Source organism: Flagellimonas amoyensis (assembly GCF_003058265.1).
GTDB lineage: Bacteria > Bacteroidota > Bacteroidia > Flavobacteriales > Flavobacteriaceae > Flagellimonas > Flagellimonas amoyensis.
Map to the genome: position 1 here is coordinate 240,288 of NZ_QBUK01000002.1, position 18,231 is coordinate 258,518.

Here is an 18,231-nt window from a genome sequence, read left to right on the forward strand (position 1 = left end):
AAAACTAGCCCTAGTGGTTTTCCAGATATATGATGTTTGTCATTGGATAAACAACAGAAAGCGCATATCCCAAGGGATACACGCCATAAAAAGATTTTCGCAGCTTAGGGTTTTAGAACCACTTTTTCCGCTTGAAGATGATGATGGAAACAACGGTGACGACCAGCATCAGCCCTAAGAGAATAAAGTACCCGTTGGGCCATCGGAGCTCTGGAATGTTTTCAAAGTTCATCCCATAGATCCCGGCCAAAAAGGTAAGAGGTATGAAAATGACCGAAAAAATGGTCAGGGTCTTCATCACTTCGTTCAAACGATGACCCTGGATACTGAAAAACAGATTGATCTGGCTCTCCAGTTCGTTGATATCGGAATCGATGTCGTTTATCAGGCCATTCAACTGCTCCCTGAGTTCGCTGGAATACTTGTTGTGAAATCCCTTCATCTGCACCCGTTCCAGTTTTATGATGATGTCCCGAAGGCCATGGGATGCTTTTTTGAACTCATTGAGCATGGATTTTTTCTTCTCCACCTCAAACATGAACTCCGGGGTAGGTTCCTGCTTCAGGATAATATCCATGGAATTTTCCATTTCGATACTTTCCTCATACTTGTCCTTGTAATTGGTGATCAAGGTCTCCAAGATGAAGAACAAAAGATAGTCCGCGCGCTTTTTTCTGATGATGCCCTTGTTCTCGAAAATCCGTTGGCGGATCCAATCAAAATGGTCACCCCGCTTTTCCTGTATGCACCAAATGAAATCCTTGGCCACCACAAAGAACATCTGTTCGGATTCCAAACTATCATGCTCCGTCTTCACGATCCTAGCGGCCACAAAGAGCAGTTCTTCCAGTTCTATCACCTTGTTGCCCATCTTTTGGTTCAACAGCAGCCGTAGCAAAAAGTCGTCCAGGTTGTTCTCCAGTACCATCCTCCTGAACTCATCCATATATTCAAGTCCATAGGTGTTTACCCATGTGACGGATTTGTCCCCTTTGGAAAGGATGATGTTATCCTGCAAGGAGAATTGGTGGTTATTATAGTTTTCTGGGGAGTAATTGATCACCCATGTATTTTTTTCAAATTCTGTCTCCATTGTTATGCAAGTAAAATGGGTTATTTGTAGTTTAGAGCATAAGTTAACCCAAAAATAGCAAGAACACCGCATGATAGACCCAATGTCTTTTAAAACCGAGATTTTGTTCACGGTTATCCTACTGGCCTTCATTTTGTTAGTGAACACATTGACCAAAAGGGGCATTCGAAAGTTCGGCAAAAGCAGTTCCATCGACATGAACAGCCGGAAGATCATTTTCTACCTCAGCAATTTGTTCTTTTACATTTTGGCCTTCGTCGGGATCTCACTGATATGGGGCGTCAACCTAAAGGATTTTTCCCTTTTCCTGTCCTCGGTGCTGGCCATTTTGGGTGTTGGCTTTGTGGCCCAATGGTCCATTCTATCCAATTTGACGGCCAGTGTGATCTTGTTCTTCAGCCACCCGCTTCGGTTGGGGGACCGGATCAGGGTAATGGACAAGGATTTTGACTGGACCGGAAAAGTAGAGGACATCAGCGGGTTTTACCTGTTCATGCGCACGGATGATGGGAGAAGGTTGACCATACCCACCAACCTCGTCATCCAAAAAGGGATTGAAATCTTGAAGGACATCGAGGAAGTTTCGGATGAGGAGGAGATCATTGAGAATTAACAAGGGTGCCCAGCAAAACCGAACACCCTTGAAAACAACAACCAAGTGAAAACTTGGAAACCACTCATTGCAACTTTTTAAAATGGCCCTATAGGCTGGCCAAGCCCATTTCCTTCACAGGGCCCAATTCATATACCGCCCCAAGGAGTTCCTTTTTGATTTCCTTGACCTTCTCGGTATGTCCATTGGCTTTGTAAACTTCGGCGATACAGAACAAGATTTCGGGTTCAAAGGTCTGCCCTTCCACATAGTCTTCAACCAATTCCAAGGCCTGTTCCTTTTCACCCCTCTTCAATAAACTATAGGCCAGCCAACCGTAGGTTTCCGGAGTGGGTCTGTTCCTCACTTCCTGCTTTGCCAAATGCAATGCCCTATCCATGGCATCCACATCCAAATAGAAACCTACATTGTACGCATTGTACATTTGTCCATATCCGTCATGCGCCACACTCTTGTAGTAATTGTCCAACGATTGCATCCGAAGTGTCTCATCGTCCAGGAATGAAGCTATCTCCGCTTTGAGCAAATGGTATTCGGGGGATTTGTTTGCCTTGATGATCGAGTCCAATATCCGAAGGGCCTCTTTGCCATTTCGCTCGTGGGAATATACGATCCATGCGATTCCTTTTTTGGCATAGGCATTTTGAGGGTCCATCTGCAATGCTTTCAAATAAAACCGGTACGATTCTTCAATCCGTCCCGCATGCCCATAGAAATCGGCCAGGTTGGTATAGGACCAGAGCAACAAGTTCCTGTTGTTGGAAGATTCTGCTTTCTCCTTTGCCTTTTCCATAAAACGGATGGCAGTTTCTAGATCACCTTTATGGTCGTTCCATTTGGCCACACGGATCAAATAACCAAAATCCGACATGTTCTGGATACTGTCCAAGTACAATTGTGCCTGTCCATAATTACCCAGTTCCATATGAACATCGAACAAAAGACCATGGGTGGCATTCACGCCGCTTCTCATTTTCATGGCCTCGCTGGCCAGTTCCAAAGCCTCCTTGAACCTGTGCTGGGAAATATAGTTCCGGGCCAAGGCCCTTAAATAGCCCGCTTTGCCAATAGCCGCAATATCCACTGCCTTTTCCAAGGATTGCTCTGCTCTTTTAAGATGTTCAATGTCTCCAGTTACTTCAAAAAATCGGGTGTACTCGCTGGCCACATTTCCCAAGCTCAACAATTGTGCACTGTCCTGCATGATCTTATTGTCCCAGAGCTCAAAATATTTGGAGTTGGTTTTGACAGGTGCTGCTGTTAGGTATTGGTCATAATCCTGCCTGTCCGTTTTGAACCCTTCTTCTTGGGCACAGGAAAGGCATATTAGACCTATAAAAAGTAGACTACTATATTTTGTTAGTGTTTTCATCATGTGTTGTTGTTGTTTTATAAAAGGGAAGGGATTTCTCCCTTCCCTCTCCTTTTCATAGCAATTACTCAGGATTTCCCAAATAAGGGAAAGTTGTAGCAATAGTGGCGGTAAGCCCTACCCCATCGGAAGTCAGTCTTGGCAGATCTGCCATTCCGTCGTCATCCAAATCTTGACCGCTAAAGCGGGTCCCTTCCATACCGCCAAAGAACAATATCAAGGAAACATCAATGATATCGTCATTGGGATGTCGGCCCGTCAAGGCGACTTCATCACCATCAGGAACGAGAATCCGTCCATCGTTGTCAAAATCAGTACCTGGATTGAAATATGTTGTGGGTAAGTCTGGGGAAACCTCCAATACGTCAGCAGCCAGGACCGTGGTAAGCGTGGCAGCATCCAAACCAAGGATATTGTTCTCATAATCGACCGCTGCTGGGTCCAAACCAAGTTTGAGGGCATACACATCATGATATTGCTCCAATCTGGCTTGGAAACCTGCTTGAAAACTGGCTGCCATTTCGGAAGGTATCGTTGTATTGTGGGCGTCCTTGATGCTGGGCGAACCATCCATGTCCACACTGAGCGTGGTATTGATACCTGGGCGGCCCAAGTGATCCACCTGCGCATAGGTACCAGAAAAATCTACTGCCATCATGCCATCGTCATCATTCATATATGGTCCATTATCATCATTACTGCAGCCAACGACCCATCCAAAGGATACGGCCACGGCACTTATATATATTGCTTTACTTAATTTCATGATATCGTTTTTGGATTATTGTTTTTTGTTTGTGGTCACCCATGTTTTGTACACCGTCAGCCCCAATGCATTGGTTGCCGTAGGGGTACCCAACATGCTATTGGGCAGTTCTATGACGATGGACATGGTATTGGCTCCGTCAAAAGTGTCGGCTGCTTCCTCTGGGGGCAAAAAACCTCCGGGTGCAGACTCCAATTCAGGGGAAATCACAGCATTGAACTGGAAAAAATCGAAAAAGAAGGGATCCTGTCTGGGGCCCGCAAATAGGGACACTCCATCAGAAGTCGTCTCCACAATGGCGGAAGCTCCTGAAATTTCCACATCACCCAAGGCCTCATCCACATATACTTCGCTGTTCAACCCGGTCTGCAATGGAGTCGCCGGACCAAAGAAATACATTCTACCTTCTTTGGCGATGGCTTGGATGACACGGTCCTCTACCAAGTCCCCATCCAAATCAATATTGATTTCCACAAGCACATCCTCATCAAAGGTGCCATAGGCAAGTTCGGGCAATACATCCGATTGTAGGTCCACTACAAAAACCGTATTGTCTGAACCTTCACTGGGTTCAAAAGCATAAAAATCAGCAATATCTGCTGTTGTCCCGGCTGTTGACGGCGCATCGATATGATCTGCGGCAACCAATATGACGGCCACGAACGCAACTGCGGACAGACCTATCATATATTTCATCTTTTTTTTCATGTTGTTTATTTTAAATGTTTCTTACACCCCTACCTACGGAACTTTTTTAGGGTGGGTTTGGAATTGAAATGTTAAAAAAAACTTAATGGAGTTTTAATGAACCTGTTCCTTATCCTTTCTGATAATTCCCATATTTTGTTTTACTTTGAAGTTCAAACCAAGCATGAATGAACCCTTCTGCCTCTGGATGGATCAACAAATTTGGTCATCTTGCCCATAAAGAAAATACGGGGTTTGCCGATTTTGGCAGCCTATACCTAGAGCTCAAGAAGAATGGCTTCGTTTATGGGGTACACTTGGACATTGCCCCGTTCATTGAAGTGGAACATGCCCTGAGCGAGGACGAGATTGCCAAGATCAACCTGCTCACTGCGCTCTACTATACCTATACTTTTGAAAAGGGAAAAACGGATTTTACCGATTTTGTCAACACGGTTTTTGAGTATTACCAATCTCTGGACGTGGGCAGGATATCGTTCCTGAACAAAATATTGAGCGGTTCCAAAACTGAATCTCAGCTCGAAAAACTCATCGACTCCAGAATATATTTGGGAGGCAATGCCTTCAACCGTGCCTTTGGAAACAGCCTCACCAATTCCTTGCTTTATGTGGATGTGCTCATTTTTATGGTCTATCTGAACGGAAAAGCCGATGTAAAAGGACATGCCCAACTGCTCGAATATGTGACCATCAACATTGCCTATCACGCCCTAAATTCCAAAGAGACCGATGGGAACGATGCAAAACTCATCCAACTTTTGGCCTCTTCCCTTACCTATGTCAACCTCGGTGAAACGAAATTCGATGGCTCCTATCTGGATCTTTTGGACCACAAATTCACCCGGTTCGAGAAGGACTATTTTTTGGATATGGCCTGCCTGACGATTTGGGAAGACAAGTCACTTGACTACACCGAATCCGATTATATTTTTGGTCTTGGAAAGGACTTGGGCAAGTCTGAAAAAGAGGTGAAATTGGAGCTGGAATTTGTCAAACATTTCTTTGATGGGAACAAGGAAAAAGTACCCTATCTGAACGACAAAAATTTGGCCATACAGTTCTATGAGGGCATGTCAAAAAATGTGAGCAAACTTATTTTGAGGAACAGCAAAAGACTCAAAAAAGAGTTGACCCAAAGTCGGGAACTGGTATCACTTTTGTCCAAATCCACCGTCAAAGATCTGAGCGAGGAAGAGAAGAAAAAAGTACAGGAGCAATTGGTGGATATTTTTAAAAGCATACCTTCCTTGGCCATTTTTATGCTGCCCGGCGGAGCCGTTCTTTTGCCCATTTTCATCAAGCTGATCCCCAAGTTGCTTCCCTCCGCATTTGACGACAACAGGGTAGCGGAAGATTGAGCCTTTTTCAGCAAAAAAGCCACTATAAGAAAAATTTATAGTGACTTTTTAAATATATTTAAAATTTTGGTAATCAAACTTTTAAATAGACCTATTCCAACCACAACTTAAAGTCCTTTACCCGCTCCCTGCTCACGATGATTTCTTGCTCATTGAAGCGCTTCAACTTGATCTGGAGCCTCGAATTTGTATAGGAAATGATGTCCCCAATGTGGTTGATGTTGACATAAAACTTGCGGCTGATCCGGAAAAAAACTTTTGGGGAGAGCTCCTCTTCCAACTGCTCCAAAGTGGTATCCAAAAGATAACTTCTGCCGTCCGAAGTGGCAGCATAGGTACCCTTGTTCTCACTGTAAAAACATTCCACCTCGTCGGCATTGATGATCTTAAGGTGCTGCCCCACTTTCACGGTAAACCGTTTTTTGTATTCCCGTTCGAGGGGGTTCACCAAGAGGTTTTTGATGTCGTTGAAATCGACCGATATTTTCCTGTTTTCCGGCTTGAAATTCTTGTACTTTTTCACGGCACTTTCCAGCTCTTCATCATCTATGGGTTTCAACAAATAATCGATGCTGTTCAGCTTGAATGCTTGGAGTGCATATTCATCATAGGCGGTGGTAAAAATGATCGCACTTTTCACATCGACCACATCAAAAATTTCGAAGGAAAGACCATCGGACAATTGGATATCCAAAAAGATAAGATCGGGATGGGGATTGTTCTGGAACCACTCGATGGATTCGTCCACCGAATGCAACATGGTGGAAACTTCCAGATCCAAGTCTGCCAATAATCTGGCCAATCTTCTTGCGGCCGGTTTTTCATCCTCAATGATGATCACATTCATTGTCGTTCGGTTTTGGTTGTTTGGTTTTAGAATTCTTTTTGGCTATTCATTTGATGCCTATCTGTACCTGTCCATTTCCTTGCTGTCCTCTTCCATATATTTCTGGATCTGGCGCTCTTCCCATTTTTTGAAGAACGGGAATTTCCATCGATACACAATTATGGCATGCACGAGCAATATAAGCCCCCATATGGCAATATTGGCATTGACCCAATCAAAATAATAGGGCTCTGTCGGGAAACCTTCCGGCATAAAGGGATGCAGGACCCCACTCTGTAGCAGGAACAGAAATCCATTCACCACGACAAAGATCAGTATGTGCCTGTAAAAGCCTTTCAGCTCCTTGATCCGCTTATTGGCCCTTTCGAGGCTTGTTTCGCTTTGGTTCATGGTCATTTGTATTTATCCATTTCTTTTTTGTCCTCGTCCATATACTTCTGGATCATGCGCTGTTCCCAATTCTTCCCCAATACTGGGTTGAACCCGAACACATACAAGGTATGGAACGCAATCCCCAGTCCCCAGGAGAATAGGGTGACAAAATGGGGCCATTGCCAAAAATTGTCCGTTCTAAGATACACATTCACCAAAATAAATGCGTTGACCACTATGTAGATCGCCAAGTGGATGTAGAACCCCTTAAGTTCGTCCACCCGCTTCTTGGCCCTTTTGTACTTGTCTGTCTTGATGTCTTCCATGATCATTTCCATTTTTGGGTCTTGTCGTCCTCGTTCATAAACTCCTCAATCTTGCGCTGCTCCCATTGCTTTCCAAAAAATGGGTTCAGGTCGAAGGTCTTCAGGGCGTGGAAAATAATCCCGATGCCCCAGCCAAATGCAGCCCAAAGGAACCACATGTATCCAAATCCTGTTGTGAAATAGTTGATCAGTGCCAAACCGGATATGACCACGACGTAGGAGAAAAGATTGCCGTAGAACTTTTTAAGTTCTTCCACTCTTTCCTTGGCCCTGATGTATTTGCTTTGTTTGTCAAAATTTTCCATAGTGTTGTTTTTTAACGGAATGCGACAGTTAAATATACTCATTGTTAAAATTCTTTGTTGTCCATGAACTCCCTGATCTTACGCTCCTCCCATTCTTTTCCAAAAATGGGGTTGTAGCCATGAGAGGTCATCCAGAGGCTCACGAGCCCTATTCCCCAGCCCACTGTTGGGAAAATGGCCCAGGGGAAATCCGTTGTCCACGAATTGACCCACCATAGAAAAGGAATCACAAAGCAATAGGCCACCAAGCTATAGTAAAAGGATTTCAGGTCCTCCACACGCTTCTTGGCCCTATCGTAACTATATTGTCTTGAATCTTCCATTGTTCGATTGTTTTTTGATTACTCTGTAAAATTCGCAATACGCCTTGAGGAGGGAAAAAGTAGTTTCTTGAACTGTTGTTTCTGGGGGATGAATTGTAGGGTTTAGGGTTTAGGGTTTAGGGTTTAGGGTTTAGGGTTTAGGGTTTAGGGTTTAGGGTTTAGGGTTTAGGGTTTAGGGTTTAGGGTTTAGGGTTTAGGGTTTAGGAAGAAAAAAATATTTTGGTTACTTGGTTATTGGATTTTTGGAAAAATTACAATCATTTTGAAAAAGTAAATCTGTTCCTGAGCCTGTTCTTGTCTTTTGAACTTGAGCTTGAAATTGGACCTCACCTTTGACCTCTCATCAAAAATCATCCTTTTCCATCAACTCCTTAATCTTTCGCTCCTCCCATCGCTTGCCCCAAAGTGGATTATAGCCAAAGGCTTCCATGCCGTGCATCAGCACACCAAAGCCCCAGCCCAAGGTCGGGAAGATGGCCCAAAGAAAATCCGTCGTCCTGGAGTTGAGCCACCAGAGAAAGGGGATGACGATACAGTATGCGGTCAAGTTTCCATAAAAGTCCTTGATGGCTTTTACCCGTTCCTTGGCCTTCATATAGCGTTTTTCCTCAATATAGCTCTGCTGGGTCTCCACCACAGAGAATTCCTGTGTCAACATGGGCAATTCCACACTGAAGTCTGACACCGTTTTGTTGATGACCACCCCACGATCGGTCAAGATATTGTAGCGTTGCTTGATGTTCTGTAACCCCACCCCACTGCTCTTGTTCACCACTTGTTTTTCCTGAAGGTTGTTGCTTACCACCAACATGGGCCCTTTTTCGAACACCTTGATGTGCAGCGGCCTGGACGCTTTGACCACATTGTGCTTTACCGCATTTTCCAAAAGGAGCTGTAAAGACAATGGGACGATTTTCGCATCGGGCACTGAGCATTTTTCAGGAATATCAAAGACAATGCTGTCCTCAAAACGCATCTTCAACAGCCCCACATAGGTCTTGGCAAAATTGAGCTCCTCGTCCACTGTAACCAAATCCTTGTTTTTTTGTTCCAAGACATATCGATACACTTTGGACAGCGAGGTGGTGAATTTCTGGGCCTGTCGTGGGTCTTCTTCTATGAGGCTTGTGAGCACGTTCAGGCTGTTGAACAAGAAATGGGGGTCCAATTGGTTCTTGAGCGCATCGAAACGTGCCGAGGCGGTACCCGCAATGATCTTCTGTTCCTTTACCTGTTTCTCTTTGTAGTATTTGTAGTAGTAAGCGGCATAGAATAGTACTGCCACGACCATGGAAATCAAAAAGGAAGTCAAATAGTATTGGGGGCGTTCCCCAAAAAGGAATTGATCCAACGGCACTTTATGGATCAATACCCGAACCACTAGCCGGGAAAGAAAAATACCCAAAATGGAGGCCCCTATGTTTCCTGCCAAACCGTAGCCAATGTACTTTCGGGTGAACAGTTCCTTGCCGTATTTCCGCATCAACAGGATGAAAGAACATGCATTGCACAGGTAAATGATCATGGAAAAGAGCATGGTCTCCAAAAAATCGTCCCAAAGTTCTCCTGCACTAAAATCCCAGCCATTCACAAAATAAATAATGAGGAAGACCACATAAATGGCCATCCCCACTAAAATGGATTTGAAAAGTTCCTTGAAAAAGAGTTTCATCCGATCTTATTTACAACTAGTCAAAACCTCCTCTGCTCTTTCCTTGCCCCAGGAAGGATAAAACGGTGTTTCGGATTTAAAGGTAGCAAAAAGTTCCAACGCCTTTTCCACATCCTTGCAATACGGGGCCGTATCCTTTCCAAAATACCGGGCCGCACCCATGTCCCATTCCGCCTTTGACAGTACGACCCTTGGGTTCTCCGGGGCCAGTTCCAATGCTTTCTGGTAAAGCTGGACGTTCTTTTGGGACATCGTCATTCCGTAGGTGGCACCATCAAAAGCGATCCAAGCCGTATTGATGAGTGCTTCCTGAATCAGGATCTCCGGGTTGTCTGGCGAAATGGCCTTTGCCACATCCAAGAATTCCTTGGCCTTTTCCAGTTGTACGGTCAACTTTTTCTCGTCTTTTTCCCCGAAGGAGATGACCGTGTTGATCTGCGAAGCATAATAATAGGGCAGCCAATTGTCGGGTTCTGCCGTGGCTATCCGCTCAAAGAGATTGGAAGCTTCGCCTGTTTGCCCGCTCTCCCACAATTGAAAGGCCTTTTCCATTCCTTTGGTGTAACGGTCCTGCGCACTGACCGTAAAAATGGTTAGAAATACCAGTAAAAAAGTTAGTTTTTTCATGATTGTCGTTTTTGTTGATTCCCTCATAGGGTATCCGTTATTGATTATTTATGATTATCGTGCCACAAAAGTGCATCGGCCAAATCAGCAAGAAAAAGAAGGCTTACCGAACTGTGGTTTTTAAGGGATGAACCGTTTCACTAAGTGTGCATTTCGTCGAAAAGAACAGGTATGGACATCGTTCTGCCGTTTTGGTCCGTATATTATTGTGATATGATTAACAAACCCCATACTATGAGAACAAAAATCTTTTTTAATGCACTGATTCTGGCCTTTTTGACACTGATGGGCTGCTCTGGAGACGACAACAACGGACCCAATGGCGAAACGGGCAGATTGAGCATCCAATTGACCGATGCCCCTTTTCCCTTTGATTTGGTGACCGAAGCCAATGTGACCATTTTCAAAGTGGACGCCAGATTAGCGAGCGATGATGATGATGAAATGGACGACGACGAAAGTGGATCTTCCTTCGTCACCCTTATGGAAGAGGAAATTACCGTGAATCTTTTGGACCTCACCAATGGCATCACCGAAGAGTTGGCCGATGTTGAAGTACCTGTAGGCACCTACAATTTGGTCAGGGTACATGTGAGGGGCGTGAATGTGGTCCTTGCCGATGAGAGAAGCTTTGACCTTAACGTTCCCAGCGGCGAACAGACCGGCATAAAAATCTTTATAGATCCCGGATTGACCGTTGCCGGTGGCTTGAGCAGCGATCTTCTACTAGATTTCGATGTTAGTCGATCTTTTGTTGCCAAGGGAAGCACCAACAGTGTGGACGGCATCACCGGGTTCAACTTTAAACCCGTCATCAAAGCCAGCAATCTTTCCACTGCAGGCACTTTGAGCGGAATTGTGGCCACAATGGACGGCGAAACAGCAATTCCTTTGGAAAACGCCCAGATTTCCGTTTTGGACATGAATGAGGAGCCTGTTACCTCTGGTGCCACCAAGATAGATGGTGCATATGCCATTATGGGTCTTGAGGCCGGAACCTACAAAGTGTTCTCCTCCCTCAATGGATATGTGACCAGCGATACACTGGATGTGGAGATCGTAGCCGCCAACAAAACCATCCAAGATTTTATTTTGGAAGTTGAAGCTGCTCAAGAAGCCAATTGATTTGATACAATATAGCCAATACGAAGCGGGGCAATTGCCCCGCTTTTTTTTTGTAGTAACCCACCCATTTTCAATCCAAATTGAAGCGGTATTTCTATTTTAGCAAAAAGAAGAACAATCCCTAAAACATATGTACACCCCTTCCCACTATCAAAACAGCGACATGGCGGAGATCAAGGATTTCTTGGCCCACAACAGTTTTGGCATTCTCATCAATATCATCGACAACAAACCTTGGGGCACCCACATCCCTTTGGAACTGGAAAAGGATGGAAATGGGCATGATGTCTTGGTTGGGCATATCGCAAAGGCGAATCCGCAATGGAAGGGTTTTGATGAAGAAGCGGAAGTACTTTGCATCTTCAACGGTCCACATGCCTATGTTTCCTCCTCATGGTACAAGGAAGAGGAGGTTCCCACCTGGAACTACATCGCTGTACATGTTTATGGCAAACTAAAGGTCTTGACTGAAGCAGAGACCATGCAATCCATGCATCGATTGGTGGAAAAATATGAGCGTGACTCCAAGGACCCCATATCGCTGAAAAATATGTCGCCAAAAACCCTTCGACAGGTAAAAGGAGTGGTCGGCTTCCAAATCCGGATCACGGACATCCAAGCGACTTACAAGCTATCCCAGACCCGCGTGGAAGACCACCCCAAAATCATTTCCGAACTTGGCGAAAGGGATGCCGGGAGCAAGGCCATTGCCCAAAAAATGGATGCTAAAAACTCCTAGAGTCTACTCAACATCCTGAAAAATGGCATCCGCCCAATTGGAGTATCTGGGGTTCTCCACGTGCATGATCCAAAGCTCATCGGTATATTTCCCTTTCATTTTGCAACTATAGGCCGCATAGGCATCTTCATTCTCCTGATATTTGGCCAAATACACATAATTGAGGCCGTTGTCCGGGTTTTTGAAATATTGTGCCTCCAAGCCTTGCTTTTTCAGTTTTCCCATGAACTCCCTTAGATAGTTCTCATTTTTGAAAACATTGGCCACAATGTAATGCCCTTGCCCCACTCCATCCAGATTGATGAATTTCTCAATGGGCTTGAAGGCACCTCCATGGAAGGTTCCCTCCTTCTCTTTTTCCACTACTTTTGGAGTGTTCTTGGTCTTGGAATTTTGGGCCAGTGCAGTACTTTCCATAGAACTGTAAATGGAATCCAGATCCTCACTATCGGCCAAATAGAGTTTCTGTGCCTTAGCCTCAATTTCAGGTGTTTTGTCCCCTGTATGTCGTTTCACGATGCGCATCACCATTTCAAAACGCTTTTCCATATCGCGTTCCCTGTTCCTTTCCAAGGAGTCCATTCGATAGACCAGTTCGTTGATCACCGCATAGTTATCCTCCTGCTGCTCCCTCAACTGGGCAATCTGCTCCTCCCAGAACGCCAAGTCTTCCTTGTTGGTGGGGCGCAAAGTGGTCTGGGCGTCCAACTTGCTCCTTGACCCGTCCTTTTCTTTATTGTCTTTCTTATCGTTATCCGCCACAAAAGTACCTTCTATGGGCTTTTTGGTCTCCCCATCCGGATTTTCCTCGTTGGACACAAAAGTGTTTTTGGAAAGTGTGGGAACAAAGGAATAGGCAATGGAAATTTCGTGCGTTACCCCAAGGTTGGCTATACTGTTGCTGATGTTCTTTTCAAAATTGTAACCAAAGGAAAGCCTCCTGTTCAGGTTGAACCCGGTTCCGGCCGAAGCACCGTACAATTGATCGTACCCCCCTTGGATCCACCCCAATTTGGGAAGATCCAGAATGATACCACCTCCAAAAATGGGGTCTTCCTCCCCGTCAAAACGGGTCCTGAACAAAGGCAGCAACCTACCATCCTCAAATATTCCGGCACCGTTCACAAACTCGTGGGTAAACTGGATATGTCCAGAAAAGGTCTTTTGACCCAAATCGGTCAAAGATTTGCCTGAGTTGATGTTGTAATCCACCAAATTTTGGGCAAACACCCCAAAATCGAACTTGCCAACGGACAGGTTAAGACCTGGCTGAAAGGAAATGATCGAATTCTGGGAGGCATCGTTCAACAAAGGATCGTCTTCCACGGTAACCCCTCTACTGGGGTCATAACTGCTCACATAATAGGGAATGTTCACCCCAAAGGTGAGGCTGCTCTCCTTTCCCAATTTGATACCGTGCGAATAATTGGCCATGACCCCCAAGTTGGAAATGACCCCTTCTTGTTGGTTGTAAAGACTAAAGCCCAGACCGATCATATCGTTGATCCTCCCGCTATAGCTGAGAAAATAGTTCTGCCTATTGTTATCAAAATCAGCACTTTGACTCCTATGAAAAAGGTTCACGTACGATTTGTCCTCCCTCACCGCAGAAAAGGTCGGATTGATCAAAAACCTATTGAATTTCAACAAGTTCTGAAAAGGAACATCGTAGCTCACATATGGATTGCCCTCTTGGGCAACGGTGGCCTGCCCCATCATCAGGGCAGCAGCCAGAAAGTAAAATACCCGCTTACAATTAAGTAGGGGAAATTTTAGGGGGAATAAAAGTAGTTTTACATCCATAGCCGATTGGATTTAGTAGGTTAAGTTTCCTGTTTGGGACAGGGTTGTTTTTTTGATTAAGTCTCATTGCAAGATTTGGGAACTTGTAAGAGTTTTATTACTAATTACAATGTAATATTACGCAAAATATCGGCTAAGCGCCAATTTTTTCGTTGAATGGTGAGGTGAATTGAATATTTAACGTATTAGCCCTCAAAATATTGGGGAAATTCCCCAAAAAAAGCTAAAAAATCCTCTTAATTTTGATCTACAGATACACACAAAAATGTCAATATCCGAGAGCTTTTCCATAATTCCGTATTCCGATTCTTATAAGCAGGATTTTAAGGCGCTTAACGAAGCCTGGATCACCAAGTACTTCAAGATGGAAAAGATGGACTATGCCGCACTTGACCATCCCAAGGAATACATTCTGGACAAAGGCGGCTATATTGGCGTGGCTGTTTTGGAAAACCGGGCCGTCGGGGTCTGTGCGCTCATCCCAAGCCAAAAGGAAGGGTATGATTTTGAACTGGCCAAAATGGGTGTTTCCGAACTTGTACAGGGCAAGGGAATAGGCAAATTGCTGGGACAGCACATCATTCAAAAAGCAAAAGAGCTGGGTGCCAAAAAACTCTATCTGGAGAGCAATCGTGTCCTCGAACCCGCCCTTTCCCTCTATCAAAAGTTGGGTTTTACGGAAATCGTAGGGGCCAATTCCCCTTATGAGCGCAGCGACATCCAGATGAAACTGGACCTTGGCCTTTTGGAGGAATCAGTCCTTTCATAATTTCCCCAATTCAACCCCAAATTTGAAACAAGGACACTTCCTGTTTCACATCTCATTAAAAATGAGTACCTTAATACTGTTCAACTTAAAAACCTTTCAGCCATGGGAACAGTAAAGAAATTGAACAAATGGGCCAATGCACACACCTATTATCCACTGGATTTTTTACGGGTGGCCCTTGGGATTTTCCTTTTCATCAAGGGAGTGGAATTTATGGCCAACTATACCGAAATGGCAGAAATGGCCAAGCCTTTTGAAGGGATGCCCGGGGGCATGATCATTCTCCACTACATTGCCCCGGCACATTTTGTGGGTGGGATATTGATCGTTGTTGGACTCCTGACCCGCTGGGCAGCCGTTGCGCAGCTACCCATTCTGTTCGGGGCCATCCTTACCAATTTCCTGGGCACCATGGATGTAGGCAATCTATCCATAGCGATACTGGTATTGCTCGCTTGCCTCTTCTTCATGGTCTATGGATCAGGGAAACATTCGGTGGACTATTATCTCAAAATGGAAAAATAACCTAAAGGTTGTCCAATTGGTTGCTCTTACCGTCTGAACTGATGGTCCAAAAGAAGCCTACAAAGAAAAAGCTGTCCGCTGCGGGGGTTATGGCCCGCCTGTCAAATACCCCATCCATGTTGGGCGTATTCGCATATTGGTAATTGCTGACATTGTTGAACCCCAAAATATTGCTCGCCGAAAAATAGAGGATTTTCTGTTGGTCTATCAAATAGGCCCAATTGAAGCTCAGATTGTTGAAAGATTTGGTCTTCTCTGCCATAAATTCAGGAGTGTTGGGGTTGTCGTAAGGTCTTCCCGAACCATAGGAATAGGTAAGTCCCACCTGCGAACGGAGCTTGTCCACCCAATATTTGGTCACCACGGACAGGTTGTGCTTTGGGGCAAAATTGGGTGTGGCCTTTTCGCTAAAATTTTGATAGTCCCTTTCCGTGTCCAAGTATGAATAGGAGACCCAATAATCCAGATATTCAACGCTTTTGTTGTCCCTCCAGAACAGATCCAAGCCACTGGCATATCCAGCACCAGAGTTGGCGTAAACGGAGCCAAATTCAGGCATTTGGGTGTCATATTTGATCAAATGGTCATAATCCTTGTAATAGGCCTCGGCCCTAAAAGTCCTACCGTTGGCCAGATATTGATAGTTCAGGATGTAGTGCGAAGCTTTTTCGAAGTGTACGGTCCCATCAAACTTGACGACATCCGAAACAGGTCTTTGGTAAAAATCGCCATACGCCAAGGAGAACTGTCCATTTTCCCCTGGTTTGTAGGCCAGCGATACCCGCGGTGAGACATTGAAATCATCCAGAAGGGTACTGTACTCTCCCCTTACCCCGAGCTTCATGGCAAACCTGTTGCTCAAAAAGATATCGGATTCCGCAAAGGCGGCCCAAAGTTGCCCGTCATAGCCCGTATCAAAAGTAGCGTCCGCCACATCGGCAAAGGTCTCTTCAAAATCCGAGGTGAACAGCTCCGCCCCAATACTGAGGTCGAACCGACTGTTGAAGTTTTTTCTGGCCTTGACCTTGATGTGGGAACCTGTTTCCTTTGAGTCGATTTCGTTTCCTTCAAGCCCTATATCATTGGTGTCCCAAGAAATGGAGGCCCCGGAGACAAGGCTCCAGTCATTCTCAAAAAAATACTTGTACGTGGCATTAAAGTAAAGGTTGTTATTGGTCATCTGAAAACGTACAAAATCAGCATAATTGATATCTTCCTGAGCTATATCCAGATTGGCATGGTTGAAACCTGTGTAGAGCTTGAACATACTCCTATCGCCCTTGCTCCTGAAGACCGCTTCCCCGGAAATGGATTCGTAAGGACTGTTCCAACGAGTCCCATTTTTGGAAGGGATCAAGGCCTCATAGGGCGCCAAGTTGATGTAGGACGTGTTCAGGCTCAAGGACTGATCTCCCCAGATTTTGGTATGCCCCAATCCTCCCCCTACGGACATGATGGAAATATCCGTTTTCTCCTGATCGGGCACATCTGTGGTATTCAGCAAAAGTACACTGGACAAGGCTTGTCCGTATTCGGCCGAATATCCTCCCGTACTGAAGGTGATCCCTTTAAAAAGAAATGGGGAAAACCGGCCCCGGGTGGGAATGTTGTTGGCCGTGGCACTGAACGGTTGAAAGACCCTGAGCCCATCGATGAACACCTGGGTCTCCCCCGCTGTTCCTCCACGTACGAACAAGCGCCCATCTTCATTGATGGTGGTCGTTCCCGGCAATGTCTGCAATGCAGCCACAAAGTCGCCCGCAGCTCCGGCCGTGGTCACAATGTCCAACGGTTTCAATACCGAGACTTTGGAGTTATCGCCCGCTTCAAAGGTTCCTGCGGTCAAGGTGACCCCTGAGAGCGAATTGATGGCCTCCACCAACTGGATCTTTAAATCCTTGAAGTAAACAATATCACCGATCTCATAATGAGGTTCATAGGACAACATGGAAACCACCAAGGTCTGGGTGCCGCTTTCCGAGGTTTCAAAACTAAAGTGGCCGTTCTTGTCGGTGGATGCGCCATCGTAAGTGCCCTCCACATATACATTGGCCCCTTCAATGGGATTCTTCTTGGCATCGGTCACAGTGCCCGATACCGTTGTCTGGGCCATCATAAAACCGAAATTGGAAAATAGGATGAATGCAATAAAAATGTTTTTCATGACTGTTCGTTTGATTGTTGCCGCAAAATTGCCCCACCCTTGGTTGCCATACCAAAAGGAAATACCCAACTGTGGATTTTTCAGGATGGATCGGGATGCCATTCTCTCCACTACAATTCAACCTTGAAAAATGACAGTTCGGTGTTTCCCAATTTTTAAAACGGTTCCCCTACCCGAGATTTGTGGCAACATTAACGTCAAAAACAATCCTTATGAAAACTGTTACCCTAGTATTGAGCTTTTTCTTGGTGAGCCTGATATCCAAAGCACAAGAAGCGACCGGCATAAACATTACCGTTACCATTGACAATGTGACCAGCAATGAAGGAAAGGTGATGGCCGGCCTGCACACCGCAGACACTTTTATGAAGGGACCCGGTATCCAGAATCTTGAGAGCACCATCGAAAATGGAAAAGTGGTACTGACCTTTACTGCCGTTTCCCCTGGCACCTATGCCATTATGGCCATGCACGATACAAACGGGAACAACCGAATGGATTATGAGTCCAATGGGATGCCCATGGAGAGCTATGGCTCGTCTGGAAATGACATGTCCTTTGGCCCGCCCAACTTTTCTGCCTCCAAGTTTGAGGTGGGGGAAGAAGACTTGGAGCTGACGATACGGTTCTAGAACGCTTTTCAACCTATAAAAGCCTGCTCAGAGCAGGCTTTTTGTTTTATACGGATACCGTTTTTTTGTATAGATTATCCTGATGGTTTTTT

18 protein-coding genes and 1 pseudogene are annotated in these 18,231 nt (G+C 45.2%); 7 read left to right on the forward strand and 12 right to left on the reverse strand.

Annotated elements, in window-relative coordinates; translation table 11 throughout:
• Positions 1-112 precede the first annotated feature (112 nt).
• Positions 113-1,093, reverse strand: a complete 981-nt coding sequence (locus DB398_RS03630; RefSeq protein WP_108423043.1) for a CorA family divalent cation transporter — start codon at positions 1,091-1,093, stop codon at positions 113-115.
• 82 nt (positions 1,094-1,175) lie between these two features.
• On the opposite strand from DB398_RS03630, the gene DB398_RS03635 reads away from it, so the two are divergent.
• Positions 1,176-1,706, forward strand: a complete 531-nt coding sequence (locus tag DB398_RS03635) for a mechanosensitive ion channel family protein (RefSeq protein WP_234416028.1) — start codon at positions 1,176-1,178, stop codon at positions 1,704-1,706.
• Positions 1,707-1,794: 88 nt separating this feature from the next.
• Here DB398_RS03635 and DB398_RS03640 read toward each other — a convergent pair whose 3' ends face one another.
• Positions 1,795-3,081: a tetratricopeptide repeat protein gene (locus DB398_RS03640; protein ID WP_234416029.1), complete on the reverse strand. Its 1,287-nt coding sequence runs from the start codon at positions 3,079-3,081 to the stop codon at positions 1,795-1,797.
• 61 nt (positions 3,082-3,142) lie between these two features.
• Positions 3,143-4,552, reverse strand: a pseudogene (locus DB398_RS18725) (DUF4331 family protein).
• A gap of 167 nt (positions 4,553-4,719) precedes the next feature.
• On the opposite strand from DB398_RS18725, the gene DB398_RS03655 reads away from it, so the two are divergent.
• Positions 4,720-5,910: an LETM1-related biofilm-associated protein gene (locus tag DB398_RS03655; protein ID WP_108423048.1), complete on the forward strand. Its 1,191-nt coding sequence runs from the start codon at positions 4,720-4,722 to the stop codon at positions 5,908-5,910.
• 91 nt (positions 5,911-6,001) lie between these two features.
• Here the strand turns inward: DB398_RS03655 and DB398_RS03660 are convergent, their stop codons facing one another.
• From DB398_RS03660 to DB398_RS03690, 7 genes are all read right to left on the reverse strand, one after another.
• Positions 6,002-6,757 carry a LytR/AlgR family response regulator transcription factor gene (locus tag DB398_RS03660; RefSeq protein ID WP_108423049.1) on the reverse strand — a complete coding sequence of 252 codons (756 nt, stop codon included), beginning with the start codon at positions 6,755-6,757 and terminating at the stop codon, positions 6,002-6,004.
• Positions 6,758-6,814: 57 nt separating this feature from the next.
• Positions 6,815-7,147 (reverse strand): 2TM domain-containing protein, encoded by a 333-nt coding sequence (locus DB398_RS03665; protein ID WP_159076295.1) that lies wholly within the window; start codon positions 7,145-7,147, stop codon positions 6,815-6,817.
• A 2-nt stretch (positions 7,148-7,149) separates the two neighbouring features.
• On the reverse strand, positions 7,150-7,455 hold the full coding sequence (locus tag DB398_RS03670; protein WP_108423221.1) for a 2TM domain-containing protein: 306 nt from the start codon (positions 7,453-7,455) through the stop codon (positions 7,150-7,152).
• 2 nt (positions 7,456-7,457) lie between these two features.
• The gene (locus DB398_RS03675) at positions 7,458-7,760 is read right to left on the reverse strand and encodes a 2TM domain-containing protein (RefSeq protein ID WP_199913345.1); all 303 of its coding nucleotides are present in this window, start codon (positions 7,758-7,760) and stop codon (positions 7,458-7,460) included.
• A gap of 44 nt (positions 7,761-7,804) precedes the next feature.
• Positions 7,805-8,083, reverse strand: a complete 279-nt coding sequence (locus tag DB398_RS03680; RefSeq protein ID WP_108423052.1) for a 2TM domain-containing protein — start codon at positions 8,081-8,083, stop codon at positions 7,805-7,807.
• Between the two features lie 343 nt (positions 8,084-8,426).
• The gene (locus DB398_RS03685; protein ID WP_108423053.1) at positions 8,427-9,755 is read right to left on the reverse strand and encodes a 2TM domain-containing protein; all 1,329 of its coding nucleotides are present in this window, start codon (positions 9,753-9,755) and stop codon (positions 8,427-8,429) included.
• A gap of 6 nt (positions 9,756-9,761) precedes the next feature.
• Complete coding sequence (locus DB398_RS03690) at positions 9,762-10,382, reverse strand: tetratricopeptide repeat protein (RefSeq protein ID WP_108423054.1); 621 nt, start codon at positions 10,380-10,382, stop codon at positions 9,762-9,764.
• A 234-nt stretch (positions 10,383-10,616) separates the two neighbouring features.
• Between DB398_RS03690 and DB398_RS03695 the strand changes: the two genes are divergently transcribed.
• Together DB398_RS03695 and DB398_RS03700 are read left to right on the forward strand one after the other, a co-directional pair.
• Positions 10,617-11,507, forward strand: a complete 891-nt coding sequence (locus DB398_RS03695; protein ID WP_108423055.1) for a DUF4382 domain-containing protein — start codon at positions 10,617-10,619, stop codon at positions 11,505-11,507.
• Between the two features lie 130 nt (positions 11,508-11,637).
• The gene (locus tag DB398_RS03700) at positions 11,638-12,246 is read left to right on the forward strand and encodes an FMN-binding negative transcriptional regulator (protein ID WP_108423056.1); all 609 of its coding nucleotides are present in this window, start codon (positions 11,638-11,640) and stop codon (positions 12,244-12,246) included.
• 3 nt (positions 12,247-12,249) lie between these two features.
• Here the strand turns inward: DB398_RS03700 and DB398_RS03705 are convergent, their stop codons facing one another.
• Positions 12,250-14,049, reverse strand: a complete 1,800-nt coding sequence (locus DB398_RS03705) for a PorP/SprF family type IX secretion system membrane protein (RefSeq protein WP_108423057.1) — start codon at positions 14,047-14,049, stop codon at positions 12,250-12,252.
• A gap of 265 nt (positions 14,050-14,314) precedes the next feature.
• Here DB398_RS03705 and DB398_RS03710 point away from each other — a divergent pair, with 265 nt between their 5' ends.
• Positions 14,315-14,818 (forward strand): GNAT family N-acetyltransferase, encoded by a 504-nt coding sequence (locus tag DB398_RS03710; protein ID WP_108423058.1) that lies wholly within the window; start codon positions 14,315-14,317, stop codon positions 14,816-14,818.
• Positions 14,819-14,920: 102 nt separating this feature from the next.
• Positions 14,921-15,343, forward strand: a complete 423-nt coding sequence (locus tag DB398_RS03715; RefSeq protein ID WP_108423059.1) for a DoxX family protein — start codon at positions 14,921-14,923, stop codon at positions 15,341-15,343.
• Position 15,344: 1 nt separating this feature from the next.
• Here DB398_RS03715 and DB398_RS03720 read toward each other — a convergent pair whose 3' ends face one another.
• Positions 15,345-17,507 carry a TonB-dependent receptor gene (locus DB398_RS03720; RefSeq protein ID WP_108423222.1) on the reverse strand — a complete coding sequence of 721 codons (2,163 nt, stop codon included), beginning with the start codon at positions 17,505-17,507 and terminating at the stop codon, positions 15,345-15,347.
• Between the two features lie 212 nt (positions 17,508-17,719).
• Between DB398_RS03720 and DB398_RS03725 the strand changes: the two genes are divergently transcribed.
• Positions 17,720-18,139 (forward strand): DUF2141 domain-containing protein, encoded by a 420-nt coding sequence (locus DB398_RS03725; RefSeq protein ID WP_108423060.1) that lies wholly within the window; start codon positions 17,720-17,722, stop codon positions 18,137-18,139.
• Positions 18,140-18,231 lie beyond the last annotated feature (92 nt).